Raw genomic sequence first — 26731 nt, forward strand, 5'->3', positions numbered from 1 at the left:
GTGGGGGGCATGGAGCCTCTTTCTCTCAGTGACCGGGCGGCAGCGGAGTTCGCGCCGCAGACGACCTATCTGGACACCTCCACCGGCGGCCTGCTGCCGGCGCGGACCGTGGCGGCCGTCAAGACCGCGGCCGAGGAATTCGCCTCCGGCCGCAGGGATGTCGGTGATCCCTTCGACGCCGTGGCCGCCGCTCGTGCCTCCTTCGCACGCATCGTCGGGGTGGACGCCGCACGGGTCGCCGTCGGCAGCGCGGTGGCGGTCCATGTCGGGCTGATCGCGGCGTCGCTGCCCGCAGGCGCCGAAGTCCTCGTTCCCGAAGGGGACTTCAGCTCGCTCGTCAACCCGCTCGCGATCCGCGGCGACCTCAAGCTGCGGTACGTGCCGCTGGACGCCCTGGCCGAGTCGGTGCGCCCCGGAACCTCCCTCGTCGCCTTCTCCGCGACGCAGTCCGCCGACGGCCGGATCGCCGACCTCCGCGCGATCCGCGCCGCGGCCGCCGCCCACGGCGCCCGCACCCTGGTCGACGCCACCCAGGCGGCCGGCTGGCTGCCGTTCGACGCCGGGGACTACGACTACAGCGTCACCGGCGGCTACAAGTACCTGCTGTGCCCGCGCGGGACGTCGTTCCTCACCGTCACCGCCCAGGCGCAGGAGACCCTCACGCCGTTGCACGCGGGCTGGCTGTCCGGGGAGGACCCCTGGGGCAGCACCTACGGTCCCGTGGCGGAACTCGCCCACAACGCACGCCGCTTCGACGAGCCCCCGGCGTCCATCCCGTACCTGGGCGCCCAGCACTCCCTGGCGCTCATGGAGGAGATCGGCACCGAAGCGGTCCACGCCCACACCACGGCTCTCGCCGCGCGCCTGCGCGCCGGCATCGCGGACCTGGGACACACCCCGGTCCCGGGCGAAGGCCCCATCGTCGCCGCCCCCTCACTGGCCGGCCGGCACGGGTCGCTGGAGGCGGCCGACATCGTCACCTCCGTCCGGGCAGGCAACCTGCGCGTCTCCTTCCACGTCCACAACTCCACCGCCGATGTGGACCGGGTGCTGGACGTCCTCGGCGGCCGGGCGTAGGAAGGCAGCACGAGGTGGTGCCGGTGGAGTCGATACTCAGCAGGTCGCCGACCCACGCCGATCTGCGTCAACGGCTGCTGTACGGGGACGAGTCCGCGCCGGCGGAGGCGTGCGCCTTCGGCGGGCTCGTCCTGCGGGTCGCGTGGCACGTCACGCGCTCCACGGCGGACGCCCAGGACATCGGCATGCTGGGCCAGGCCCGCAGGGCCGCCGCCCCAGCGCCAGGTGGCCGAACTCTTCCTCGCCCCGGTCGACTTCCGCCTTCTCCTCGGCGGCCGGTACGCCCCGGACGAGGTGCCGCGCGGCATCGGCGGCGACCTGCTCGCGGCCACCGCCTTACGACCTCGGTGGCAATAGTGCGCGGGCTCCCGACGCCCTGCGACTCCGCCTCCGGCGTTGTCGTCGGTCGACGACGCTCCGCGTCGCCTCCCTCCTCCGCCTTGGACGCGAAGCCGCATGACGCCGCTCGCTGATCCACGCTCCATTGCCCCCGAGGTCGTTACGACCTCGGGGGCAATAGAGCCCGCGGCGTCACCGGCCCGACTCTGAGGGGCGACGGCCGACGTCTGCGAACGCAGGGTGGGGTCGGTCCGAACCCGGACCGACCCCACACCGCAGGCCTCGCGTACTGCCTCACTTCACCGGCGTGAAGTCCCTCGCCCCGATGAAGTCGGGTCGTGGAACGGGCGCCGCGAACGGCGCGACCGCCGCGTTCTCCACGCTGTTGAACACGATGAAGACATTGCTGCGCGGGTACGGCGTGATGTTGTCGCCCGAGCCGTGCATGCAGTTGCAGTCGAACCAGGTCGCGGAACCGGCGTTCCCCGTGAAGAGCTTGATGCCGTGCTCCTCGGAAATGCGGGTCAGCGCGGCGTCCGAAGGCGTACCGGCGCCCTGCATCTGCAGCGACTGCCGGTAATTGTCCCTCGGTGTCTCGCCCGCGCAGCCGAGGAACTCCTTGTGCGACCCCGGCATGATCATCAAGCCGCCGTTGGTCGCCAGGTTCTTGGTCAGCGCGATCGACACGGACACGGTCCGCATGTTCGCCAGACCGTCCTCGGCGTGCCAGGTCTCGAAGTCCGAGTGCCAGTAGAAGCCCGAGGCCCCGAACCCCGGCTTGACGTTGATCCGCGACTGGTGGACGTACACGTCGGATCCGAGGATCTGGCGGGCGCGGCCCACCACTCGCGGGTCACGCACCAGCTGGGCGAAGATCTCGCTCATCCGGTGCACCTCGAAGACCGACCGTACGTCCTGCGACTTGGGCTCTATGATCGAGCGCTCGTCGGCCCGGACCCCGGGGTCGTTGATCAGCCGGTCCAACTCGGCGCGGTACAGCACCACTTCGTCGGGGGTGATCAGCTGGTCGACCGTGAGGAAGCCGTCCCGCTCGAAGCTCTGGAGCTCCGGGGCTTCGACCGGTCCCGGCGCGCCGGGCACGGACCAGACGACCGGGTCCTGGCGGGGGGTGGTCACCTCGGCCGTACCGCGCGTCGGGTATCGGTCGGTCTTCGGTTCGCGGGCGGTCGTCGGGGTCAGTACGTCGGTCATGGATCAGCCCTCCTCTGTCAGCAGCGGGTATACGCCGTTCTCGTCATGGTCCTCCCGTCCGGTGACGGGGGGGTTGAACACGCACACGCAGCGGAAGTCGGTCTTGGGCCGCATGGTGTGCCGCTCGTGGCCGTCCAGCAGGTACATCGTGCCGGGCGAGATCCAGTGGGTCTCGCCAGTCTCGTCGTTGGTGAGCTCGGCCTCGCCCTCCGTGCACAGCACGGCCTCGATGTGGTTCGCATACCACATCGACGTCTCCGTACCCGCGTACAGCACGGTTTCGTGGAGCGAGAAGCCCACCTTTTCCTTGGCGAGCACGATGCGCTTGCTCTCCCAGGTCCCGGAGGCAGCCTTCACATGCCGGTCGGTGTTCTCGATGTCCTTGAAAGATCGGACGATCACGGTGAGTCGTAGCCCTTCTCTATACGGTGGTGCGTCGTACGTCGTGCGTCAGGCGGTCTCGCGGACCGACCGGGCCAGGATGCGCAGGCCCTGGTCGAGCTCCTCGGCGGTGATGGTGAGCGCCGGGAGCAGCTTCACGACCTCGCTCTGCGGGCCCGAGGTCTCCAGCAGCATCCCCAGCTCGAAGGCGCGGCGGCAGACCGCGGAGGCGCGCGGCTTGTCGGTGAACTCAAGACCCCAGACCAGGCCGCGGCCGCGGAAGCTCAGGCCGGCCCCGTCGTTCTCCTCGACGATGGCGAGAAGCGCGCGCTCGACCTGTTCGCCGCGGAGCTCGGTCTGCTTCTCCATCTGGCCGTCGGTCCAGTAGGTGTCCAGCGCGGCGGACGCGGTGACGAACGCCGGGTTGTTGCCGCGGAAGGTGCCGTTGTGCTCGCCCGGCTCCCAGATGTCCAGCTCCGGCTTGAACAGGCAGAGCGACATGGGCATGCCGTAACCGCTGATCGACTTCGACAGCGTGACGATGTCCGGCGTGATGCCCGCCTCCTCGAAGGAGAAGAACTTGCCGGTACGGCCGCAGCCCATCTGGATGTCGTCGACGATCAGCAGCATGTCCTGGCGCTTGCACAGCTCGGACAGCGCGCGCAGCCACTCGGCGCGGGCCACATTGATGCCGCCCTCGCCCTGCACCGTCTCGACGATCACGGCGGCGGGCTTGTTGAGGCCGGAGCCCTGGTCGTCGAGCAGCCGCTCGAACCACAGGAAGTCTTCCACCGTGCCGTCGAAGTAGTTGTCGAACGGCATCGGGGTGCCGTGCACCAGCGGGATGCCGGCGCCGGCCCGCTTGAAGGCGTTGCCGGTGACGGCGAGCGCGCCCAGCGACATGCCGTGGAAGGCGTTGGTGAACGAGACGACGGACTCGCGGCCCTTCACCTTGCGGGCCAGCTTGAGCGCGGCCTCGACGGCGTTGGTGCCGGTCGGGCCCGGGAACATCACCTTGTACGGAAGATCACGCGGTCGCAGGATCACGTTCTGGAAGGTCTCCAGGAACGCCCGCTTCGCGGTCGTCGCCATGTCCAGGCCGTGGGTGATGCCGTCGCGTTCGATGTAGTCGATCAGCGCCCGTTTGAGTACCGGGTTGTTGTGTCCGTAGTTGAGTGACCCGGCGCCGGCGAAGAAGTCGAGGTAGGTATGGCCGTCCTCGTCGTGGAGGTGACTGCCCTGCGCGCGGTCGAACACGGCCGGCCAGCCGCGGCAGTAGCTTCGTACTTCGGATTCGAGGGTCTCGAAGACGCTCAGGGCGGGAGGGGTGATGGTCATGGCGGTCTCCTGGTGAGTGGGGGGTGTCAGGAAGCGATCGGGCCGATGCGGTACAGCACTTCGGGCAGGTGTGATCCCTCAGGGAACAGCCCGCCGTCGAAGAGGACTTCGCGCTCCAGGGACGCTCCCTGGCGCTCGGCGTACGAGGTGAAGAGCCGGTCGGATGCGGTGTTGTCCGGCGTCACCGTCGTCTCTATCGCCTTGACCCCCTGGCCTGCGACGACCTTTGCGGTCAGCGCGTCCAGCAGAACCCCGGCAAGCCCGCGGCCACGGTGATCGTGACCGACGGCGACCTGCCAGATGACCAGCGTTTCGGGGCTATCAGGACGTACGTAGCCCGTGATGAAGGCGATTGGTTCGCCCTCCGGGTGATCGCGCGCCACCACTGAGGTCGCGGCGAAGTCACGGCACCACAGCAGATAGCTGTACGAGGAGTTGAGGTCCAGGACCTCGGAGTCGCGGGCAATGCGCCAGATCGCGGCTCCGTCCTCCACTCGTGGAGCATCGATCTGCATGAATTCGCTTCGGGCACGTGCAAGGTCTGCTTGTGCGGCAGTCATGTGGAAGGAATTTACCGAGCAAATTCAAAAAGTGCATCGTCGGATGAGGTTGGCTGAGAGGCGACGCTGTGTTATCGCGCGGGCCCACACGGGCGCAAAGGTGTTGCGAAAACAGATGATTTGCCCGTAAATATACGGGCAAATCGTCTTGAGTGTGGGGTCGGTCACAAGGCCGTAACTCTCGTGAGACGTGCCCGAATTGAGCCTTTCGGCCATGTTGAAATCGTGGCGTTTAGGGTTGGAAAAAGCGGGCAGAAGAATACGGGAAGCTGCGCTAATAAAGCGGCCATATGTCATCCGGAATTCATGGAATTCAAAGGCGATTATTCATTGGGCCAGGTTTCCGTCACGGCCTTGCGGGCAGCTTCAAGGTCCACCGGTCGGCCCGAGCCGCTCAGTGCCGCCCCCAGCGCCGCGAGCGAGGACTGCACGACGCCCCGGGTGGCGTCCACCCCGTAGTGATTGACCCGGATCATCTCCTTGGCCAGCGTGCCGCCGCCCGCGATCAGCGGCAGCGACGGGTCGGCCGCCAGGGCGGTGGCGACCAGCTCCGACGCGTCGACCCCGGCGGGGGAGCGCAGCGTCGTGGCCACCGGCGCCGCGTCCCGCGCTTCGTGGACGTACGGCTCCAGGCCGCCGCCCAGCGCGAGCGCACCCGCGCGGGTGGCCGACGCGGCGGCGCTGTGGCGGTCCATGACCGCGTCGAGGCCCTCCGCCTCGACGCGCTCGACACACGCGTCGAGCGCCAGCATCTCCAGCTGGGCCGGCGCGTGCAGCAGCGTCCTTCGGCCACCGTCGATCCACCGCTCCTTCCAGTCAAGAAGTGAAAGGTAGGAGCGACGGGGGGCCTGCGGGTTCGCCGCGATGCGCTCCCAGGCGCGCGCGCTCACCGACACCGCGGAGACACCGGCCGGGCCGCCCATCGCTTTCTGCGCGCCGATCACGCACAGATCCACCCCCCACGCGTCGGGCAGCAACGGCTCGGCGGCCACCGAGGCGACCGCGTCCAGCATGAAGAGGGCGCCGTGGGCCCGTACGACCTCACCGATCGCGGCGACCGGGTTGGTGTTGCCGGTGGCCGCCTCGGCGTGCACCAGGGAGACGAAGTCGATCTCCGGGTGCTCGGCCAGCGCGTGCGCCACCTGGTCCGCCGACACGGCCGTGTCGAAGGGGACCGCCAGATCGATCACGGTCGCACCGCAGTCGCGCAGCCAGTTGCCGAAGGTCTGCCCGTACGGCCCCGTCACGACATTCAGCGCCGTCGAACCGGGGTGCGCGGCCCCGCGGATGCAGCCCTCCAAGGGAAGCAGCGCCTCGCCCTGCATGATGACGACGTCCTGCTCGGTGGAGAGCAGCGCGGCGACCCGCCGCTCGATCTGCGCGAAGTGCTCTGCGGTCAGCGGGGGCAGGTCCAGCAGCGGGTGTGTCACGGCGGTGCTCTCTTCGCGAGGGTGATCGGGCTTTCGGCCGAGACTACCCACCGCCTCCGACAGCCCCCGCGGCGTCCTCGTACAGTGCTGTTCATGAGTGATCACGGGGTGCTCCGGGTGAAGGGGCGGGTACTCGCCGGACCCGACGACGTCAGGGACGAGTTGTGGGCCGTGGACGGCCGGATCACCTACGAACGGCCCGTCGGCGCACGCGACGTGACGACCGTCGACGGCTGGGCGCTGCCCGGCCTGGTCGACGCGCACTGCCATGTCGGGCTCGACCGGCATGGGCCGGTCGACGACGCCACCAGCGAGAAGCAGGCGCTCACCGACCGGGAGGCGGGCACCCTGCTGATCCGCGACGCGGGATCACCGTCCGACACCCGCTGGATCGACGACCGCGCCGACCTGCCGAAGATCATCAGGGCGGGTCGGCACATCGCCCGCACGCGCCGTTACATCCGCAACTACGCCCATGAGATCGAGCCCGGCGACCTGGTCGCGTACGTGGCCCGGGAGGCGCGCCGCAGTGACGGCTGGGTCAAGCTCGTCGGCGACTGGATCGACCGGGAGACCGGCGACCTGAGCGCGTGCTGGCCGCGCGGCGAGGTGGAGGCGGCCATCGCCGAGGCGCACCGGCTGGGCGCCCGCGTCACCGCGCACTGCTTCGCCGAGGACGCGCTTCGCGATCTCGTCGAGGCCGGGATCGACTGCATCGAGCACGCGACCGGGCTGACCGAGGACACGATCCCGTTCTTCGCCGAGCGCGGCGTCGCGATCGTCCCGACGCTGGTCAACATCGCGACCTTCCCGCACCTGGCGGACGGCGGCGAGGCGAAGTTCCCGCGCTGGTCCGCCCATATGCGGGACCTGTACGAGCGGCGCTACGACACGGTGCGCGCGGCGTACGACGCGGGAGTGCCGGTCTTCGTCGGAACGGACGCGGGCGGGTCGCTGGCGCACGGTCTGGTGGCCGCCGAGGTGGCCGAGCTGGTGAAGGCGGGCATCCCGGCCCTGGACGCCCTGTCGGCGACGGCGTGGGGGGCGCGGGAGTGGCTGGGGCGCCCTGTGCTGGAGGAGAGCGCCCCAGCGGACCTGGTGGTGTACGACGAGGACCCGCGGGCGGACGTGCGAGTGCTGGCGGCGCCGCGGCGGATCGTGCTGGACGGGCGGATCGTCGGCTGACGGCTCTGCCTGCTCGGCGGGCAGCGCCCGTCAGCGGGCATCAGTGTGTTGACAGAGCGTGACCCGCGCACCTTGTGCGTCGTTGTACGCTCCCACGCCCGCCCGGCGCGGGAGCGGTGGTGACCCCTTTTTCGCCGTTGCGCAGGTGCCGCATGGGAAAATTTGTACCGACAGATTCGAATACAGACACGGAAACCCCCCTTTGGGGTGAACTCACGCCAGGTTGCTGCCTGTTCACCCTAAGTGCGTAAAGATTCCGGTGTCTCGGTCGCCGGTACCCACGATGTCCCCCCATTGACGGGTGCCGGGCGACGCCATGTCACTTGTGGGGGTTCCACCACCTTGAACAGCTCTTTCTTCAGCATGCCCGCGCGCCGTTGCGCCGTCGTCGCGACGGCCGTCGCACTGGCCGCAGGCCCCGCGGCGCTGTTCGCCGCCGCTGCCCCGGCGCACGCCACCGGAGGCGGCGAAGGGAAGGCGAGTGCCGTCGTGCTCCGCACCGGGCTCGATGTGTCACTGCTCAACAAGACCGTCAACGTGCCGCTCAGGACCGTCCTCAATGAGGTGCAGGCCCCGGCGAGTGCCGAGAAGACCGCGCTGACGGTCTCCCTGGACGGTGTCGGGCAGGGCGGTGCGGTCAATGTGCTGCGCGCCGACGTGGCCACGTCGAGAGCGACCGCCGACGCGCACAGGGCGGAGGGGTACACCAACCTCGCGCACGCCAAGATCCATGTGCCCGGGCTGCCGTTGCTCTCCCTCATCGAGGTCGAGAAGGTCACGTCGAGGGCGCTGTGCGAGGCGGGCAAGAAGCCCGTCGCCGAGTCCAATGTGCTGGGCGCGGTGACGGTACTCGGCAAGAAGGTCACGCTGACTGCGGGCGGCACCACGCGGGTCGACGTGCCCGCGGTGGGTGAGGTCACGCTCGACCTGTCGAAGCGCGGCACCACCTCGCGCACGGCCGCGGCCACCGCGCTCGAACTCAGGGTCTCCGTGAACCCGCTCAAGCTGAACGTCGCCGAGGTCGCGGGCACGGTCACGCTGGCCGGCGCGACCTGCGAGTCGCCGAAGGCACCGGTGGCGAAGCCGGAGGAGCCGAAGGAGCAGCCCGGAGTGGAGCCCCAGACGGCACCCGTCCCGCCGACCGAGGCGAACCTCGCGGAGACCGGCGGCAACTCCGCGACGCCGTACATCGCGGGCGGCGCGGTCGCCCTGCTGGCGGCGGGCAGCGGAGCGCTGGTGCTGGTACGGGCGAGGGCACGCGGAAGGGGCTGACCGCTGTGCGGGGCTTGTTCCCCACTTCGGCTCTTCCCGTGACCGGGGGCAGGCCCCCGGACCCCCTGGACGCCCTTCGGGCGTGTCCTTGATCGCTGGACGGGCTGGATGTTGCCGCTTGCGGCAACTTTTCAGCCCGTCCAGCGATCAAGGACCGGGGGCTGGGGCGGAGCCCCCACACGGCGGCAGCCGCAAAATGTCACAGCCGGGAAGGGGCGGGTAACGACCTCGGGGGCAATGGGGCGTGGATCAGCGAGCGGCGTTATGCGGCTTCGCGTCCAAGGCGGAGGAGGGAGGCGACGCGGAGCGTCGTCGACCGACGACAACGCCGGAGGCGGAGTCGCGGGACGCCGGGAGCCCGCGCACTATTGCCCCCGAGGTCGTAAGGGGACAGGCCCGCCGCAGGTGGCCCGGCACCCCATCCCGGTGCCCGCACCGCATCCCCGCACTCCGGTGCCCGCCCCGCACCCCCGCACCCGGCTTCAGCCCGCTGCGGGCGCCCCGCACCGCAGCGCCCGCACCTCTCACCCCGCAGCGCCCTCACCCCGCGACCAGCGTCAGCGCCTGATCCAGCGCCTGCAGGAAGCGGCCCGTCGTCACCCGGTCCCGCACCGCGACCCGCAGCCACTCGGGTCCCAGCCCCGGAAACGTGTCCCCCCGCCGCACCGCGAAGCCGAGGGCGCGCAGCCGAACCCGTACCTCGTCGCCCCGTTCCATCCGGACCAGCACGAACGGCCCTTCGGCCGCCTCCACCGCCCGTACCTCGTCGAACTCCGCGAGCCCGGCCAGCAGATGCGCCCGGTCCGCGGCGACCCGCTGGGCTGCGCGCGTGGCCTCCGCGAGCGCCGGGGGCGCAAGACACGCCTCGGCGGCGATCAACGCAGGTGTGGAGACCGGCCACAGGGGCTGCGCGCGCTCCAGCGTCCTGATCGTCCCCGGATCCGCCAGGACGTATCCGATGCGCAGTCCCGCGAGCCCCCAGGTCTTGGTGAGGCTGCGCAGCACCACCAGACCCGGCACGTCGGTGCGGCTCGCCAGTGCCTGCGGCTCACCGGGCACCGCGTCCATGAACGCCTCGTCGACCACGAGCGTCCGCCCGGGACGCGCCAGCCGGGCGATGGTGTCCGCCGGGTGCATGACGGATGTCGGGTTGGTCGGATTGCCGATCACCACCAGGTCCGCGTCCTCGGGCACGACCGCGGGATCGAGCCGAAAGCCGTCCGACTCCCGCAGCAGCACCCGGCCGACGTCGTGACCCGCGTCGCGCAGCGCCGCCTCGGGCTCGGTGAACTGCGGGTGCACGACCACCGGGCGGCGTACCGCGAGCGCGCGCGCGATCAGTACGAACGCCTCCGCCGCGCCCGCCGTCAGGAGCACCCGCTCGACCGGCAGCCCGTGCCGTCGCGCGACCGCCTCGCGCGCGGCCCGCCCGTCCGGGTAGGCCGCGAGCGTGTCCAGACAGGCGGCGATGCGCTCCTTGAGCCAGGCGGGCGGGGTGTCCGCACGGACATTGACCGCGAGGTCGACCAGCTTCCCGTCGCGGATCTCCGCGTCCCCGTGATGACGCAGGTCGTGACCTGCGTCAGTGGGCGTGTGCATGGCCATCGTGTTGGTGCTGCCCGTGCCCATGTCCATGTCCGTGCCCGTCGTCGTCGGGGTGGAAGTGCGGCTGCTGCAGCGCCCCCACCTTGTCCTCGAAGCCGGGCAGCGCGATGCGGTAGACACAGGAGTCGCAGTTCATCCGGATGTCGCCCTGGACGGCTTCCCGGTAGCGCTCCATCACGAGGTCCATCAGCTCCTCGGTGGGACCGATGACGGCGGCCGAACGCACCCCGGTCTCCGGGTGTGCGTCCGCCCAGTCCTGTGTCTGCTGCAGCACCCGGTCCGGCAGGATCCCGGTGAACAGGAAGTACGGCAGGACCACGATGTGCTTGGCCCCGAGCCTGGTGCAGCGGTCGAGCCCGCTCGGCACGTCGGGCGCGGCGAGCGAGACGAACGCGGTTTCCACACCTGCGTACCCACGTCCCTCCCAGAACAGTCGTGCCGCCTTGAAGACCTCGGCGTTGGCATCCGGATCGGTTGAGCCGCGGCCCACCAGCAGCACGGTCACATTGGAGCGGTCCAGTTCGCCGATGACCTCTTCGACCCGGCGCTCCAGGACGGTCATCAGGCCCGGGTGCGGGCCCAGCGGACGGCCGTACGTGTAGGAGATCCCGGGGTGGCGCTCCTTCTCACGGGCCAGCGCCGCCGGGATGTCGCCCTTGGCGTGACCTGCGGAGACCAGCATCAGGGGGACGGCCGCGAAACGTTTCGAGCCACGCTCGACCAGGTCGGCGACGGCGTCGCCGAGCGGCGGCGGGGAGAGCTCGATGAAGCCGCCGGCGACCAGCAGTTCGGGGTGGCGGATGCCCAGCTCCTGGACGAAGTCCCGGAAGGCTCCGGCTCCCGCCTGGTCGCGGGTGCCGTGGCCGGCGATGAGCAGTGCGGGCGCGGTGGTCACGCGTTCTCCTTGGTGAGGGGGGCGATGGGGGGCGTGTAGAGCAGGGCGTTGAGTGCGGCCGCGGCGACCGCGGACCCGCCCTTCTCGGACACGTTGCTGACGGCGGGCAGTCCGCTCTCGCGCAGCGCCGCCTTGGACTCGGCCGCCCCGACGAAACCGACCGGCAGGCCGATGACGAGCGCGGGCGCCGCGTCGAGGAGCAGCAGTTCCTCCAGGGCGGTGGGGGCGCAGCCGATCACCCACAGGGCGCCGGGACCCACCTGCTCGTACGCGAGTCTGACCGCGTGCGCGCTGCGGGTAAGACCCGGGCCCGCCGTGGCCTCCTTCAGGCGGCACACCGTCTCGCGCCGGGTGATGCCCGCGGCGACCATCTCGACGTCGGCGACAACCGGCGCACCGGCGTGCAGGGCGGCGTGCGCGGCTTGGAGTGCGCTCTCGTCGCAGACGAGGTCGGTGGCGTACTCAAGGTCCGCGGCGGAGTGAATGACCCGCTCGACGACGGCCCGGGTGAGCGGCGGGAAGTGCGAGGTGTCCAGGCGTGAGCGCAGCCGCCGGAAGGACTCCTGCTCGATGGGGTGGACGATCCGGTCCGTGGTCATCACGAGCCCTCCGTCTGCCAGCGGTAGCCGCGCGGCGTCACCATGCGGCCCGCGATCTCACGGGCCGCGGTGTTGCCGACGACCACGACGGTCATCATGTCGACGGTCGTCGGGTCGATCCCGGCGAGCGTGGTGAGTCGGCTGGTGCCGTCCGGGCGGGAGGCGTTGCGTACGACACCGACGGGCGTCGAGGGCTCCCGGTGCTCCGCGAGGATCGACAACGCCTTGGGGAGCTGCCAGTCGCGGCCCCGGCTGCGCGGGTTGTAGAACGTCACGACGATGTCGGCCTCCGCCGCCGCCCGTACCCGCCGCTCGATGACCTCCCACGGGGTGTGCAGGTCGGAGAGGCTGATCGAGACATGGTCGTGGCCGAGCGGTGCGCCCAGGATCGCGGCGGCGGCGAGGGCCGCCGTCACCCCGGGGACGCCGACGACGTCGATGTCGTCGCTCGCCTCGGCGAGCGCGGGCGACGCCATGGCGTACACGCCCGCGTCCCCCGAGCCGATCAGTGCGACGGCGTGCCCCGCGCGGGCCTCGGCGACAGCGGTACGGGCCCGCTCCTCCTCGGCGCCGAGGCCCGATTCGAGCACCCGGGTGCCGGGCCGCAGCAGGTCCCTGATCTGGTCGACGTACTGATCGAGCCCGACGAGCACCGAGGCGCGCCGTATCTCCGTACGGGCCCGCGGCGTCAGCAGGTCCCGGGCGCCGGGCCCGAGCCCGACCACGGCGAGCCGTCCGCGCGGCTGCTTGCGCACGACGGCGCAGGTGGCCATCGCCGGGCGCCCCTCCGGCGCCGACTTCCGCTTGGGTACGAGCAGTTCGCCCCCGCCGACGAGCGCGGCGGCCTCCGCCACGGAGGGCGTCCCCACGGCGGCGAGCGGCGCCCCCGACGGATTGGGCACCTCGACGGCGGCCAGTTCCTCCGCGGCGTACGTCCGCAGCGGGACGCCCAGCCGCGCGGCGGCCTCCACGATCCCGGCCTCGTCCGCCTTGGCGTCGACTGTCGCGAGCGCGGCGACGGAACGGGCGGAGAGACCGGCGTCGGCCAGGGCGGCCTCGATGAGCCCGAGCACCTCGTCGACGGACGCGCCCCGGCTGGCCCCGACCCCGACGACGAGTGACGGCGGGCGCAGCACGGCCTCCCGCGCCTCGGGTTCGACGAGCAGATCGGTGACGCGCAGGACGGTGGGCCCGGCCTGTGCCGCGCCCACGGCGGCGTCGGCCAGCACGGTGTGGGCGGCGGTCGCGGCCATCGCGGCGGCGACGCCCCCGACCGGAACGGGGGCCGCGGCCACGGCCTCGATCATGTCGTCGGCCGCTCGCCCGGCGGCGTCGGTGCCCGCGTCAGTTGTGCCGTCGGCGACCGGGTCCGGGGCCACATTCGGCGGCAGCGCGGGCAGCGGCCACACGGCATCCGCGTGAAGAGCCACTGGCGAGCCGTCCAGGGCCGCCCGCGTCACCGCGGCGACCGCACCCTCGACCGGCCAGCCCAGGGTGTCCAGGCCCGGGATGTCCATCGCGTCCGTGGCCGTGGTGACGACCGGGGCGCAGGGCAGCACATCGGACACCGCGAGCGCCAGCGCGTTCGCGCCGCCGCCGTGGCCGCCGATCAGCGAGACGGCGTGGCGCTGCGCCTCGTCGACGCACACGACCCCGGGGTCCGACGCCTTGTCCTTCAGGAGCGGCGCGATCAGCCGGACGACCGCGCCCGTCGCCAGGAAGCAGACCAGCTGGTCGCATTCCGCGAAGGCACGCCCGACGGCCTCCCTCACTGGTCCCTCGTAGACCCGGGTGCGCGCGGGCCAGGCCGAGGCCAGCCGGTCGCGGGCCACGGCGCCTGCCGCCGTGGCGGAGATGAGGCCGATCACTCGACTGCTCCTTCAATAGCCGAATCCGCGGGGCGATGTCCCCACAGCAGAAAGACAGGGTTGGCTGCCGCGAGCCGGGTGACACCGCCGGGCAGCGGCGCGAGGCGTGAGGACTGCAGCAGTACGCCCTCGGGCTCGAAACCGGCGCCCGCCAGCGCTTCGCGCACCTCTGGCACCCGGTCGAGCGCCGCGAGGGCGACCACGACCGTGCGCCGTGCGCGCCGGGCGCACGCGGCGACGATGGTGGACAGTTCGCGCCCCCCACCGCCGATGAACACCGCGTCCGGATCGGGCAGTCGTGACAGCACCGTCGGCGCCGCGCCGTGCAGGGTCTGCACGTCCACACCGTGCGCGGCGGCGTTGGCCCGGATGCGCTCGACGCCGTCGGAGGTCTTCTCCACGGCGATCGTGGCGGCGCCGAGCCGGGCGCACTCCACGGCCACCGAGCCCGACCCGGCGCCGATGTCCCACACCAGGTCCCCGGGGCGCGGGCCGAGCCTGGCCAGCGCCAAGGCCCGCACCTCGAACTTGGTGATCATCGAATCGCGGTGCTCGAACGCCTCCTCGGGCAGCGCCCAGGAGGAAGCCAGGGCGACCTGCCCGGCCACCGTCCGCTGCGCCGGAGCCAGCGCCCGGGACTCGTCCAGGCACACAACAACGCTGACCGTCCCCGGCCAGTCGCGCGCCGCCGCCTCGGCGGGGGAGAGGCGCAGCACGCTCTCGGCCTCCGGGTCACCGAGCGACGAAGCGACCACCAGGGTGCGCGGTATGCCGGTACGGGCCAGCGCGGCGCCCAGCTCCGCGGGCCCGGCGCCCGGACCCGTCAGGACTGCCGTCTTGGGATGCACCCGGCACACGTTCACCGCGGTCCGCAGCTCACGCCCGTGCGCGCTGACGACGACCGCGTCGTCCCACGGCAGCCCGAGCCGGGCGAAGGCGACCGCGACCGACGGCGCCCCCGGCCGTACGTCGAGGGCGTCCGCCCCGAAGCGCTCGGCCAGCGCCCGCACGATCCCGAAGAACCCGGGGTCCCCGGAGGCCAGCACCACGACGCCGAGGTCCGGATTCTCGGCCAGGTACCTCTCTATGGAGTCCAGCGCCGGCGCGAGCGGGCCGAGGACCAGCCGGGCCGTCCCCTCGGGCAGTGCGGCGGAGTCCAGATGGCGCCTGCCGCCGACCACGAGAGCGGCGGCGTCCAGTGCCGCGCGGGCGCCCGGGGCGAGCGACGCGCCCGTCCCCGTACCGATGACAGTGATGGCGAGAGAGGTCATGAGCCGGACTTCTCCGCCGGTTCGGCCACGGGCTTCCCCGACGACTTCTCCGCGTTCTCCGCGCGCAGTGAGGCCCTCGCCGCCCGGTCGGCCCGCCGGAAACCGTGGAAGTGGCCCGGGTGGTAGAGATGCGAACGGGTGCCGGACGCGGACAGGGCCGGGCCCACCAGGAAGAGCGTGTGCTTCCAGAGCTTGTGCTCCTTCACGGTCTCCTCCAGCGTCGCGATGGTGCAGGGCAGCACCAGCTCCTCCGGCCAGGTCACCTGATAGGCGACGATCACCGGGGTGTCCGTCGGATAGCCGCCCTCAAGCAGCTCCGCGGTCAGCTGCCCGGAGCGGGCCGCCGACAGGAAGACGGCCATCGTCGTGCCGTGCCGCGCGAACTCCCGCACCTCCTCGCCGGGGGGCATCGGCGTCTTCCCGCCGCCCAGCCGGGTCAGGATCACGGACTGCGCCACCTCGGGGATCGTCAGCTCGCGCTGCGCGATCGCGGCGACAGCCGAGAACGACGAGACACCCGGCACGATCTCGACCTCCAGGCCCAGGTCGTCGCAGCGGTCGACCTGCTCCTGGGTGCCACCCCACAGGGCGGGATCGCCGGAGTGCACCCGGGCGACCTTCAGACCGTCCCTGACCGCCCGCTCGTACACCGCGACGACGTCCTCCAGGGACATCGCCGCCGAGTCCAGGATCTCGGCGCCCACGCGCGCGTGGTCCAGGATTTCGGCCTGCACCAGGCTCGCCGCCCAGATCACGACATCGGCGGCGGCGATGGCTCGCGCGGCGCGGAAGGTCAGCAGATCGGCGGCGCCGGGGCCGGCACCGACGAAGGTCACCTTGCCGGTGGGGGCATCGGCCATGAGTGTGGGGTCCTCTCGGGTACAGAACATCAGGTGTAGGGGAAATCAGGTGTGCGGGGTGGATCTTGGATGTGCGGAGTGAGGGGCTAATCGGCTAGCAAGGGCACATGGCCGTCTTTGTAGCGCTCGGCGCGTTCTGCATGACGCTGTTCGGCGGGTGGGTGGCGCAGCGCGTCACCGACCGGCGCCACCTCGTGCTGGGCCTGGCCGGCGGGCTGATGCTCGGAGTCGTCGGCCTGGACCTGCTGCCCGAGGCGCTGGCCGCCGCGGGCAGGGAACTCTTCGGGGTGCCGCGTGCCCTGCTGCTGTTCGTCGGCGGCTTCCTGGTGGCCCACCTGGTGGAACGGATGCTCGCGGTACGCCAGGCGGCGCACGGGGCGAGCGAGGAACGCGTGCCTCAGGTCGGACTGACCGCGGCGGCGGCAATGGTCGGCCACAGCCTGATGGACGGCATCGCGCTCGGCGCGGCCTTCCAGGTCGGCGGCGGCATGGGCACGACCGTCGCGCTCGCCGTCATCACCCACGACTTCGCGGACGGCTTCAACACGTACACGCTCACCAGCCTGTACGGGAACGAGCGCCGCAAGGCGGTCGCGATGCTCTTCGCGGACGCGCTGGCCCCCGTGGTGGGCGCGGCGTCGACGCTGCTGTTCACTCTTCCGGAGGAACTGCTCGGCAGCTATCTCGGGTTCTTCGGCGGCGCCCTGCTCTACCTCGCCGCCGCCGAGATCCTGCCCGAGGCCCACCACGACCACCCGGCCCGCTCCACCCTGCTGTGCACGGTCGCCGGAGTGGCCTTCATCTGGCTGATGGTGGGTCTGACGGGCTGAGGGCCCCGCTGCGGGACTCACAGCTTGCCCCCGCGGCCACCGTCACGCCTGGCCGGCGCGATGAGCGTCGAGAGGTACGGCAACGGACCGCCCCCGGTGAGCTCGGCGGCCGGGCGGATCGATTCTTCGGGCAGCCCGAGCGCCGAACCCCACACGGCGCTCTCGGTGCGGCCCGTCTCGCGCAGCGCCGTCGCCACCTCACCCGCCAGCCGCCCGAACTTGTACGCCACCACCGTGCCGGGACCCTCCAGGGCCTCCTTGAGCACGGCCGCACCCGCGGTCACCGGCACCAGCGTCAGTGGCTCCGTACCCTCCGCCAGCACCGCTCCGCTGCGTGCCGCGAGATCCTGCATGGCGGTGATCCCCGGCACGGTCTCGATGACCGTCCCCGGCAGCAGTGCGCCGATGGTCTGCGCGAGATACGTGAACGTCGAGTACACATTGGGGTCGCCGATCGTCGCGAAAGCCACCATGCCGTGCGCACGCAGCAGTTCGGCGACGCGCGAGCCCGCCGCGTCCCAGGCGGCCTCGCGCCGGGGCCGGTCCTCGCGCTCATTGAGCGCGAACACCACCCGGACGACCTTCGCCGCGTCGACGTAGTGCAGCACCGTCGCCTCGGCCCGCCCGGGCTCTCCCACATCGGTTCCATCGGGCGCGGCCATGACGGGCACGACCACCACGGCCGCGTCCCGCAGGGCGTTGACGCCCTTGACGGTCACCAGCTCCGGGTCACCGGGCCCGACACCGACTCCGGTCAGCTTGCCGCTCATCCCGCACACCTTTCGACGAATCTGCGGGCCATGCCGGGCTCGGCGGCCCAATGCGTGTGCAGGAAACTCGCATGCACGCCCTCCTGTACGAAACCTTCGACCCGGCGCTCGGGCAGATGCATGCCCCACGCGGGGGTCGCGCCCGCCCCGGGCTCGATCACCGTCCGGTGGAACTCGTGCCCCCGCAGCCGCGTCCCGGTGGCCGCCAGCACACTGTCCGACACCGCCACCGCCTCCCGATAGCCCAGCGTCAGCCCCTCCGACATCCGCGCCTCGGCGTCCAGCACCCCGCACATCGGCTGCCCGTCCAGAGAGCGCGCGAGGTACAGCAGCCCGGCGCACTCGGCGGCAACGGGCGCCCCGGAGCGCGCGAGCTCGGCGACGGCCTCGCGGAGCGGCTCGTTGGCGGACAGCTCGGGGGCGTACACCTCAGGAAATCCGCCCCCGACGACAACACCGCGCGCCCCCTCGGGAAGCGCCTCGTCCCGCAGCGGGTCGAAGGGCACCACCTCGGCGCCTGCGGCGGCGAGCAATTCACCGTGCTCGGCGTAGGAGAACGTGAACGCGGCCCCGGCGGCGACGGCGACCACAGGCCGCCGACCTCTCTCCGCGTCCGGCCCGTCCGGCCTGCCCGCGACCGCCGCCGGATCCCACGCGTCCCCCGCGAGCGCGGGCGCACTGCGCGCCAGAGCCAGCAGCGCCTCCAGGTCGCACCCGGCCCGCACCTGCTCGGCCAGCGCGACCACGGCCTCCACGGCCTCCGCCCGCCGCTCGGCCACCGGCACAAGCCCCAGGTGCCGCGACGGTGTCCGCACCTGCTTGACGCGCCGCAGCGCACCGAGCACCGGCACGCCCGACTCGTCCAGCGCCTCGCGCAGCAACTGCTCGTGCCGCTCGGAGCCCACCTTGTTCAGGATCACCCCGCCGATCCGCACCCGCGGATCCCAGGAGGCGAAACCGTGCACCAGCGCCGCCACCGACCGGGACTGCGACGACGCGTCCACGACCAGCACCACCGGCGCGCCGAGCAGCCCCGCCACCTGCGCGGTGGACGCCAGTTCGCCCTGCCCCGCGGCGCCGTCGTACAGGCCCATCACGCCCTCGACCACCGCCAGGTCGCACCCTGCCGCGCCGTGCGCGAACAGTGGTGCGATCAGCTCCGCACCGCACAGGTACGCGTCGAGATTGCGTCCCGGACGGCCGGTCGCCAGCGCGTGGTAGCCCGGGTCGATGTAGTCGGGGCCCACCTTGTGCGGGGAGACGGCAAGTCCGCGCTCCGCGAAGGCCGCCATCAGGCCCGTCGCGACGGTGGTCTTGCCGCTGCCTGAGCACGGCGCGGCAATGACGAGTCTGGCTACCACTCGATGCCCCTCTGGCCCTTCTGGCCCGCGTCCATAGGGTGCTTGACCTTCGACATGTCGGTCACCAGGTCGGCGTGGTCGATCAGGCTCTGCGGCGCGTTGCGCCCGGTGATCACGACGTGCTGGTTGCCGGGGCGGTCGCGCAGCACCTGGATGACCTCGTCGGTGTCCACCCAGCCCCAGTGCATCGGATACGCGAACTCGTCCAGCACGTACAGCTGGTAGGTCTCGGCGGCCAGGTCGCGCTTGACCTGCTCCCAGCCCTCGCGCGCCGCCTCCTCGTTGTCGAGCTGCGCGTCGCGCTGCACCCAGGACCAGCCCTCGCCCATCTTGTGCCAGGCGACGCTCCCGCCCTCGCCGCTCGCGCCGAGGACCTTCAGCGCGTTCTCCTCGCCGACCTTCCACTTCGCCGACTTGACGAACTGGAACACCCCGATTGGCCAGCCCTGGTTCCAGGCGCGCAGCGCCAGACCGAACGCGGCCGTCGACTTGCCCTTGCCGATGCCCGTGTGGACGACGACGAGTGGTCGGTTGCGGCGCTGGCGGGTGGTGAGACCGTCGTTCGGAACGACGGACGGCTGTCCCTGTGGCATTAAGCGGCCCTCCTGGAGCCTTGAACGTCCTTGACGAGCCCGGCGATGCTGTCGGCCCGCAGCTCGTCGAGCGTGACGGCGCTGCCGCCGAGATCGCGGGCCAGAGCCCCGGCCAGACCGAGCCGTACCGGACCCGACTCACAGTCCACGACCACCGAGGCGATGCCCTCCACGGCATGCAGCTGGGCCGCACGGGCCGCGTTCGCGACCGGCTCGGGCCCGCCCGTTGCCCGCCCGTCGGTGATGACAAGCAGCAGCGGACGGCGCGAGGGATCCCGCAGCCGCTCCACACGCAGCACGTCGTGCGCCTTCAACAGCCCCGCGGACAGCGGTGTACGGCCACCCGTCGGCAGGATCTCAAGACGGGCGGCGGCGGCCTCCACGGACGACGTCGGGGGCAGTGCCACCTCGGCGTCCTTCCCGCGGAAGGTGATCAGGCCGACCTTGTCGCGCCGCTGATAAGCGTCCAGCAGCAGCGAAAGGACCGCGCCCTTCACGGCGCTCATGCGCTGCCGCGCGGCCATCGATCCCGAGGCATCCACCACGAAGAGCACGAGGTTGCCCTCGCGCCCCTCCCGGTTCGCCTGCCGCAGATCGTCCCGGCGCACCACGAGGCCGCGCCCGGAGCGCCCGCGCGCCAGCTGATGCGGCGCTGCGGCCTGCACGGTCGCTGCCAAGTGCAGCTTGGTGAGCGCCCCTTGGGGCCGACGGGCACCGGTGGTCCTGCCGTGCTCGGTACGCGCGCGTGAACGCCGCCCCGCCGCGCCCTCGCCGAGACCGGGCACGCTCAGCATCTTCGTCCGGAACGGCGCGGAGGCCTGCGCGGCAGGCTGCTCGCCACCGCCCGCCGATCCCTTCGGCTCACCGCCCTCGGCCTCCTCGGCCCGTGCGGGCGAGTCGCCCCCGGCGGGCGCTTCGCTCTCCTCGGGCGCGCTGTCCTGCTCCAAGCCGTCCTGATCCGAGCTCTCCTGCGGGCCGTCAGGACCGTCAGCGGGCCCGTCGCCCTGCGGCGGCTGCCCGCCCCCGCCGGGCCCGTCCGGATCCGGATCGTCGTCGTCCGGGCTGCTGTTCTGCTCCAGCGTGTCGTCGAGCTTGTCCTCGTCGAGCCCCGGCGCGTCGAACGGGTTGCGCCTGCGCCGGTGCGGCAGCGCCAGCAGCGCGGCCTGCCGCACATCCTCGGCGAGCACGACCGTGCGCCCGGCCCAGGCGGCCAGCGTGGTCGCCGTACGGGCCATCACGATGTCGGCGCGCATCCCGTCGACCTCGAAGGCCGCGCAGGTCGCCGCGATCTGCCGCAACGCGCCGTCGCCCAGCCTCACCTCGGGCAGCAGGGCGCGCGCCGCCACGATGCGCGCCCGCAGCGCGGACTCCTCGTGCGCCCACTTCGCGGCGAACCCGGCGGGGTCGTCCTCGTACGCCAGGCGCCGGCGGACGACCTCCACACGCTGGTCGGTCTCCCGGGACGCGGCGACCTCCACGGTCAGCCCGAACCGGTCCAGCAACTGCGGCCGCAGCTCGCCCTCTTCGGGGTTCATCGTCCCGACCAGCAGGAACCGCGCCGCGTGCCGCACCGACACGCCCTCGCGCTCGACGTACGACGCACCCATGGCGGCGGCGTCGAGCAGCAGGTCGACCAGGTGGTCGTGCAGCAGATTGACCTCGTCGACGTACAGGATCCCGCGATGCGCGTCGGCCAACAGGCCGGGCTCGAAGGCCTTCACGCCCTCCGACAGCGCCCGCTCGATGTCGAGCGCCCCGACGAGCCGGTCCTCGGAGGCCCCGACGGGCAGCTCGACCATCCGCGCGGCGCGCGACACGCCGCCGGTGGTCTCGTGCGGTCCGTCAGGACACGCCGGGTCGGGCGACGCGGGATCACAGGAGAACCGGCACCCGGCGACCACCCGCACCTCGGGCATGAGCGCCGAAAGGGCGCGTACGGCAGTGCTCTTGGCGGTGCCCTTCTCGCCACGGACGAGCACACCGCCCACGGCAGGGGACACGGCGTTCAGCAGCAGCCCGAGCCGCAGGTCGTCCATGCCGACGATCGCGGTGAACGGGTAGTGAATCGTGTTGCTCATGCGTCGTCACCCTCCAGGTCGCCCTCAAGTTCCAGATACGTCGCGCGAAGCCGCTCCAGCGTCTGCGCGTCCGGCTCCGCCCACAGCCCGCGCTCGGCGGCCTCCAGCAGCCGCTCCGTGATGCCCCGCAGGGCCCAGGGGTTGGACTTGCGCATGAAAGCGCTGTTCTCGGGGTCGAAGACGTACTCGCTCGACAACTTCTCGTACATCCAGTCGTCGACCACACCCGCCGTCGCGTCGTACCCGAAGAGGTAGTCGACGGTGGCCGCCATCTCGAAGGCGCCCTTGTAGCCGTGCCGCCGCATCGCTGCCATCCAGCGCGGGTTGACCACCCGGGCCCGGAACACACGGTGCGTCTCCTCGCCCAGCGTGCGGGTCTTCACCTGGTCGGGCGTCGCGCTGTCACCGACGTAAGCCTCGGGGGACTCGCCCGTCAGATGGCGCACCATCGCGACCATGCCGCCGTGGTACTGGAAGTAGTCGTCCGCGTCCATCAGGTCGTGCTCACGCGTGTCGACGTTCTTCGCGGCCACCGCGATCCGGCGGAACGCCGTCTCCATGTCCCCGCGGGCCTGCCGCCCGTCGAGGCCGCGCCCGTACGCGTAACCGCCCCACACCGCGTACACCTCGGCCAGGTCGGCGTCGCTGCGCCAGTTCCTGGCGTCGATCAGCGGCAGCAGGCCCGCCCCGTACGCACCGGGCTTCGAGCCGAAGATGCGCGAGGTCGCGCGGCGGCGGTCGCCGTGCTCGGCCTCGTCCTCGGCCGCGTGCGCCCGGACGAAGTTGCGGTCGGCCGGCTCGTCCAGCTCTGCGACGGCCCGTACCGCGTCGTCGATCAGGCCGATGACGTGCGGGAAGGCGTCCCGGAAGAAGCCGGAGATGCGCACGGTCACATCGATGCGAGGCCGGCCCAGCTCCTCCAGCGGCACGATCTCGAAGCCGGTGACCCGGCGCGAGGCGTCGTCCCAGGCGGGGCGGCAGCCCAGCAGCGCCAGGATCTCCGCGATGTCGTCACCCTGGGTGCGCATCGCGGACGTGCCCCACACGGTCAGGCCGACCGACTTGGGGTAGTCGCCGGTGTCGGCCAGATAGCGGGCCACCAGCGAGTCCGCCAGCGCCTGGCCGACCTCCCACGACAGGCGCGACGGAATCGCCTTGGGGTCCACGGAGTAGAAGTTGCGGCCCGTCGGCAGGACGTTGACCAGGCCGCGGGTCGGCGAACCGGACGGTCCTGCCGGTACGTAGCCGCCCTTCAGGGCGTGCAGGATGTTGGTGATCTCGTCCGTCGTACGGGCCAGCCGCGGCACCACCTCGTCGCACGCGAAGCCCAGCACGGCCACGGCGTCCGGGAGTTCGAACCCGAGCACCTCACGCACCAAGGGCGCCGCGGCCGACTTCTCCCAGCCGCGCTCCTCCATGCCCTCCGCGAGCCGCCGGCACAGTTGCTCCAGGAGATCGATGGCGTCGGCGCCGGATCGCGCGGGGCCCGCGACGAGGGAACTCAGCCCGTCAGGCACCTTCACCGGCGCGCCGGGCTCGCCCAGCAGTTCCTTCTCGACCAGCCCGAAGTGCTCGGCGAGACAGGCCCGCAGACCGGGCAGCGCGTTGGCCTTGCCGCCCCACACCTGCGAGGCGCGCAGCACGGCCAGCACCAGGTTGACCCTGGCCTCGGCCTCCGGGCCGCCGCCCAGGATGTGCAGACCGTCACGGATCTGCACGTCCTTGATCTCGCACAGATAGCCGTCGACGTGCATGACGAACGCGTCGAAGTCGTCGTCGTCGGGCTGCTCTTCGAGATGCAGGTCGTGGTGCAGCTGGGCCGCCGTCACCAGCGTCCAGATCTGCGCCCGCACGGCCGGCGCCTTCGTCGGGTCGAGGTCGTTGACCAGGGCGTACTCGTCGAGCAGTTGCTCAAGCTTGGCTAGGTCCCCGTAGGTGTCCGCGCGCGCCATCGGCGGCACCAGATGGTCGACGACCGTGGCGTGGCCGCGGCGCTTGGCCTGGGTGCCCTCGCCCGGGTCGTTGACGATGAACGGGTAGATCAGCGGCAGATCGCCCAGCACGGCATCGGGCCCGCAGCCGGACGACAGACCGAGGCCCTTGCCGGGCAGCCACTCCATCGTGCCGTGCTTGCCCATGTGCACGATCGCGTCGGCACCAAAGGAGTTTTCCAGCCACCGGTACGCCGCCATGTAGTGGTGCGAGGGCGGCATGTCGGGGTCGTGGTAGATCGCGATCGGGTTCTCGCCGAAGCCGCGCGGCGGCTGGATCATCACGACGACATTACCGAACTGCAGCGACGCCAGGACGATGTCGTCCCCGTCGATGTACAACTGGCCCGGCGCCTCGCCCCAGTGCTCCAGCATGCCGTCGCGCAGCTCCGGCTGAAGGTTGTCGAACCACTGCTGGTAGTCGGCGAGCGGCACGCGCGCGGGGGCGGCCGCGAGCTGCTCCTCGGTCAGCCACTCCACGTCGTGACCGCCGGCGCTGATGAGCCGGTGGATCAGCTCGTCACCGTTGTCGGGATGCCCGTCCACGCCGTAACCGGCGTCGCGCAGGGCGTCGAGCACCCGGATCGCCGAGGCCGGTGTGTCGAGGCCGACCGCGTTGCCGACGCGGGAGTGCTTGGTCGGGTAGGCGGTGAAGACGATCGCGAGCTTCTTGTCCGCGTTCGGCTTGTGGGCCAGTTTGGCGTGCCGTACGGCGATCCCGGCGACCCGGGCGGCCCGCTCGGGGTCCGCGACGTACACCGGTACGTCGCCCTCGCCCTGCTCCTTGAAGGAGAACGGCACGGTGATGAGCCGGCCGTCGAACTCGGGGATGGCGACCTGCATGGCGGCGTCCATCGGCGACAGCGCGGCGTCCGACGCGTCCCACGTCGCGCGTGAGGACGTCAGACAGAGCCCCTGGAGCACCGGCACGTCGAGGTCGGCGAGCGCACCGATGTCCCACGCCTCGTCGTCACCGCCGGCCGAGGCGTCACTGGCCCGGGTGCCGCCCGCCGCGAGGACGGTGGCGACCAGGGCATCGGTCCTGCCGAGCACCTCGTACAGCTCGGGGTCGGCGCTGCGCAGCGAACCGCAGTACACCGGAAGGGCGTTGGCCCCCTGTGCCTCGATCTGCTCGCACAGTACGTCGACGAAGGAGGTGTTCCCGGACAGTTCGTGCGCCCGGTAGAAGAGCACCCCGATGGCAGGCCGGCCCTCGACCCACGCCCGCGTGCCGTGCACACCCCACTCGGGCATCTTCATCGGCTCCGCGCTGCGCCGCTGCGGCGCGTCCTCGGCGCGCCCGTGCCCGCCGAGGAGGACGTCCTGGGTGAGAAACGCGGCCAGCTCGGTCAGGTTGCCCGTACCGCCCTCGACGAGGTAGCGCAGCGCCTCCGCGACGGCGCCCGCGTGCACGGTCGACTCGGCCATCAACTCGGCGTCCGGCACGGCCTCCCCGCCGAGCAGGACCGTTGGTACGCCGGACGACTTGAGGACGGCGAGCCCGTCCTCCCAGGCCCGCTTCCCGCCGAGCAGCCGTACGACGGCCACCGAGGCGCCCTCGATCAGCGCGGGCAGCTCGGTGGCCGCGTCGATACGGGTCGGGTTGCCGATCCGATACGGGGCGCCGGAGGCGCGTGCCGCCAGCAGATCCGTATCGGCGGTGGACAACAACAGCACGGTGCTCATGCGGGCGCTCCAGGTGCGATAAAGGGAAGTCCTGCCGGCGCGCCCGACTCGATCAGCCGCAGCAGCGCGTCCGTGTCCGCGTGTTCTTCGATGAGGTCTCCGAGGCGGTCGAGCTGCTCCTCGCGCAGCGCATCGAAGGAGGTGTCGGGTGCCGGTACGAAGCGTCGCCCGGCCGCGGTGGCCACTTCGCGCAGGAACGCGCGCCGGAAGGCGTCGCTCTCCAACGACCCGTGCCAGTGGGTGCCCCAGACCGCGCCGGCCCGGCAGCCGTCCAAGGCATGCCCCCGGTCATCGGTGAGGAACCCTTCGCCGCCGAGCACTTCGGCGACGCCGTGGTGGATCTCGTAGCCCTCGACGGGCTCGCCCAGCGCGATGCCGACGGGCCGCGCGAGGGTCTTCTCGACGGCGAACCGCACCCGCAGCGGGAGCAGCCCCAGGCCGTCGACGGATCCCGCGCGGGATTCGACGTGGTCCTCGATGTGGCGGCCGAGGAGCTGGTAGCCGCCGCAGATGCCGAGGACGGGGCGCCCCTCGGCGGCCCGCCGGACCAGCGCGTCGGCGAGCCCGCGCTCGCGCAGCCACTGCAGGGCGCGCACCGTACCGCGCGTCCCCGGCACGATCACCAGATCGGCGTCGACGAGCTCTTCGGCCCGGTCCACGAACCGCACGACGACGCCCGGTTCGGCGGCCAGCGCGTCCGCGTCGGTGAAGTTCGACATGAGGGGCACGGCGCACACGGCGACGCGCAGGACGTCATCGCCGACGGGCGGCGCGACGACGGACTCGCGTACGGCGCCACGCATCGAGACGCGCAGTCCGTCCTCCTCGTCGATGCCCAGGCCGTGGGTGAACGGCAGCACGCCGTAGGTGCGCCGTCCCGTCAGCCCCTCCAGCATGTCGAGGCCGGGTTCGAGGAGGGACACATCGCCGCGGAACTTGTTGATCAGGTAGCCGGCGACCAGTTTCTGGTCCTCGGGGGACAGCAGCGCCGTCGTACCGAAGAAGGAGGCGAAGACACCGCCCCGGTCGATGTCACCGACAACGACCACGGGGAACTGCGCGGCCCGTGCGATGCCCATGTTGACGATGTCGGTACGCCGCAGATTGATCTCGGCGGGACTGCCCGCGCCTTCGCAGATCACCGCGTCGTACGTGCCGCGCAATTCCTTCAGGCAGTCCGTCACGACACCGAGCAGCGATTCCTGTCTGCCCCCGTGGTAACCGCGCGCACTCATCTCGCCCACCGCCTTCCCCAGCAGGACGACCTGGCTGGAGTGGTCGCTGCCGGGCTTGAGCAGCACCGGGTTCATGAGCGCCGTCGGCTCGACGCGGGCCGCCTGGGCCTGCATGGCCTGGGCCCGGCCGATCTCCGCGCCCTCGCGGGTGACAAAGGAGTTCAGCGACATGTTCTGCGCCTTGAAGGGGGCGACCTTCACGCCCTTGCGTACGAGCCACCGGCAGATCCCGGCGGTCACGACGCTCTTACCGGCGTCGGATGTGGTCCCCGCGACGAGCAGACCGCTCCCCAAC

22 protein-coding genes are annotated in these 26731 nt (G+C 71.7%); 5 read left to right on the forward strand and 17 right to left on the reverse strand.

Features of this window, described 5'->3' with window-relative positions:
* Window positions 1-9 precede the first annotated feature (9 nt).
* Together QMK30_RS09160 and QMK30_RS09165 are read left to right on the forward strand one after the other, a co-directional pair.
* Complete coding sequence (locus QMK30_RS09160; protein ID WP_283516692.1) at window positions 10-1077, forward strand: aminotransferase class V-fold PLP-dependent enzyme; 1068 nt, start codon at window positions 10-12, stop codon at window positions 1075-1077.
* A 225-nt stretch (window positions 1078-1302) separates the two neighbouring features.
* On the forward strand, window positions 1303-1434 hold the full coding sequence (locus QMK30_RS09165) for a hypothetical protein (RefSeq protein ID WP_283516693.1): 132 nt from the start codon (window positions 1303-1305) through the stop codon (window positions 1432-1434).
* Window positions 1435-1710: 276 nt separating this feature from the next.
* On the opposite strand, the gene thpD is transcribed toward QMK30_RS09165, so the two are convergent.
* The 5 genes from thpD to QMK30_RS09190 all read right to left on the reverse strand — a co-directional run bounded on the left by thpD (window position 1711) and on the right by QMK30_RS09190 (window position 6337).
* Complete coding sequence (thpD, locus tag QMK30_RS09170) at window positions 1711-2628, reverse strand: ectoine hydroxylase (RefSeq protein ID WP_283516694.1); 918 nt, start codon at window positions 2626-2628, stop codon at window positions 1711-1713.
* 3 nt (window positions 2629-2631) lie between these two features.
* Window positions 2632-3030: an ectoine synthase gene (locus QMK30_RS09175; RefSeq protein WP_283516695.1), complete on the reverse strand. Its 399-nt coding sequence runs from the start codon at window positions 3028-3030 to the stop codon at window positions 2632-2634.
* A gap of 48 nt (window positions 3031-3078) precedes the next feature.
* Window positions 3079-4347 carry a diaminobutyrate--2-oxoglutarate transaminase gene (gene ectB, locus QMK30_RS09180; RefSeq protein WP_283516696.1) on the reverse strand — a complete coding sequence of 423 codons (1269 nt, stop codon included), beginning with the start codon at window positions 4345-4347 and terminating at the stop codon, window positions 3079-3081.
* 26 nt (window positions 4348-4373) lie between these two features.
* A complete protein-coding gene (gene ectA, locus QMK30_RS09185; protein ID WP_283516697.1) occupies window positions 4374-4907 on the reverse strand; it encodes a diaminobutyrate acetyltransferase in 534 nt (177 codons plus the stop codon).
* Window positions 4908-5230: 323 nt separating this feature from the next.
* The gene (locus QMK30_RS09190) at window positions 5231-6337 is read right to left on the reverse strand and encodes a pyridoxal-phosphate-dependent aminotransferase family protein (RefSeq protein ID WP_283516698.1); all 1107 of its coding nucleotides are present in this window, start codon (window positions 6335-6337) and stop codon (window positions 5231-5233) included.
* A gap of 93 nt (window positions 6338-6430) precedes the next feature.
* Here QMK30_RS09190 and QMK30_RS09195 point away from each other — a divergent pair, with 93 nt between their 5' ends.
* Together QMK30_RS09195 and QMK30_RS09200 are read left to right on the forward strand one after the other, a co-directional pair.
* Window positions 6431-7522: an amidohydrolase family protein gene (locus QMK30_RS09195; RefSeq protein WP_283516699.1), complete on the forward strand. Its 1092-nt coding sequence runs from the start codon at window positions 6431-6433 to the stop codon at window positions 7520-7522.
* Window positions 7523-7864: 342 nt separating this feature from the next.
* Window positions 7865-8794, forward strand: a complete 930-nt coding sequence (locus QMK30_RS09200) for an SCO1860 family LAETG-anchored protein (protein ID WP_283516700.1) — start codon at window positions 7865-7867, stop codon at window positions 8792-8794.
* A 540-nt stretch (window positions 8795-9334) separates the two neighbouring features.
* Here QMK30_RS09200 and cobC read toward each other — a convergent pair.
* The 6 genes from cobC to cobM are packed head-to-tail and all read right to left on the reverse strand — an operon-like array spanning window position 9335 to window position 15892.
* The gene (cobC, locus tag QMK30_RS09205) at window positions 9335-10399 is read right to left on the reverse strand and encodes an Rv2231c family histidinol phosphate aminotransferase CobC (protein WP_502963103.1); all 1065 of its coding nucleotides are present in this window, start codon (window positions 10397-10399) and stop codon (window positions 9335-9337) included.
* The gene (locus QMK30_RS09210; RefSeq protein WP_283516702.1) at window positions 10377-11294 is read right to left on the reverse strand and encodes a sirohydrochlorin chelatase; all 918 of its coding nucleotides are present in this window, start codon (window positions 11292-11294) and stop codon (window positions 10377-10379) included. Before QMK30_RS09210 ends, cobC begins: the two co-directional genes overlap by 23 nt.
* Complete coding sequence (locus tag QMK30_RS09215) at window positions 11291-11893, reverse strand: precorrin-8X methylmutase (RefSeq protein ID WP_283516703.1); 603 nt, start codon at window positions 11891-11893, stop codon at window positions 11291-11293. The genes QMK30_RS09210 and QMK30_RS09215 overlap by 4 nt, the downstream gene beginning before the upstream one ends.
* A complete protein-coding gene (gene cobJ, locus QMK30_RS09220) occupies window positions 11893-13761 on the reverse strand; it encodes a precorrin-3B C(17)-methyltransferase (protein WP_283516704.1) in 1869 nt (622 codons plus the stop codon). Before cobJ ends, QMK30_RS09215 begins: the two co-directional genes overlap by 1 nt.
* Window positions 13758-15032 carry a precorrin-6y C5,15-methyltransferase (decarboxylating) subunit CbiE gene (cbiE, locus tag QMK30_RS09225; protein ID WP_283516705.1) on the reverse strand — a complete coding sequence of 425 codons (1275 nt, stop codon included), beginning with the start codon at window positions 15030-15032 and terminating at the stop codon, window positions 13758-13760. Before cbiE ends, cobJ begins: the two co-directional genes overlap by 4 nt.
* Entirely contained in the window at window positions 15029-15892 is an 864-nt protein-coding gene (cobM, locus tag QMK30_RS09230; RefSeq protein WP_283516706.1) for a precorrin-4 C(11)-methyltransferase, read from the reverse strand. The genes cbiE and cobM overlap by 4 nt, the downstream gene beginning before the upstream one ends.
* Before the next feature lie 107 nt (window positions 15893-15999).
* Here cobM and QMK30_RS09235 point away from each other — a divergent pair, with 107 nt between their 5' ends.
* Entirely contained in the window at window positions 16000-16722 is a 723-nt protein-coding gene (locus QMK30_RS09235; protein WP_283516707.1) for a ZIP family metal transporter, read from the forward strand.
* 17 nt (window positions 16723-16739) lie between these two features.
* Here the strand turns inward: QMK30_RS09235 and cobI are convergent, their stop codons facing one another.
* From cobI to QMK30_RS09265, 6 genes are read right to left on the reverse strand one after another with little or no spacing between them, the layout of a single operon-like run.
* Window positions 16740-17492 carry a precorrin-2 C(20)-methyltransferase gene (cobI, locus tag QMK30_RS09240; protein ID WP_283516708.1) on the reverse strand — a complete coding sequence of 251 codons (753 nt, stop codon included), beginning with the start codon at window positions 17490-17492 and terminating at the stop codon, window positions 16740-16742.
* On the reverse strand, window positions 17489-18853 hold the full coding sequence (locus QMK30_RS09245; protein ID WP_283516709.1) for a cobyrinic acid a,c-diamide synthase CobB: 1365 nt from the start codon (window positions 18851-18853) through the stop codon (window positions 17489-17491). The genes cobI and QMK30_RS09245 overlap by 4 nt, the downstream gene beginning before the upstream one ends.
* Window positions 18847-19446, reverse strand: coding sequence for a cob(I)yrinic acid a,c-diamide adenosyltransferase (cobO, locus tag QMK30_RS09250; RefSeq protein WP_283516710.1), 600 nt, complete (start codon window positions 19444-19446; stop codon window positions 18847-18849). Before cobO ends, QMK30_RS09245 begins: the two co-directional genes overlap by 7 nt.
* Window positions 19446-21524, reverse strand: a complete 2079-nt coding sequence (locus QMK30_RS09255; protein ID WP_283516711.1) for a putative cobaltochelatase — start codon at window positions 21522-21524, stop codon at window positions 19446-19448. Before QMK30_RS09255 ends, cobO begins: the two co-directional genes overlap by 1 nt.
* Window positions 21521-25201 (reverse strand): cobaltochelatase subunit CobN, encoded by a 3681-nt coding sequence (gene cobN / locus QMK30_RS09260; protein WP_283516712.1) that lies wholly within the window; start codon window positions 25199-25201, stop codon window positions 21521-21523. Before cobN ends, QMK30_RS09255 begins: the two co-directional genes overlap by 4 nt.
* The gene (locus QMK30_RS09265) at window positions 25198-26730 is read right to left on the reverse strand and encodes a cobyric acid synthase (protein WP_283516795.1); all 1533 of its coding nucleotides are present in this window, start codon (window positions 26728-26730) and stop codon (window positions 25198-25200) included. Before QMK30_RS09265 ends, cobN begins: the two co-directional genes overlap by 4 nt.
* Window position 26731 lies beyond the last annotated feature (1 nt).

Origin of the sequence: Streptomyces sp. H27-C3, assembly GCF_030063415.1 — a bacterium.
Classification (GTDB): Bacteria; Actinomycetota; Actinomycetes; order Streptomycetales; family Streptomycetaceae; genus Streptomyces.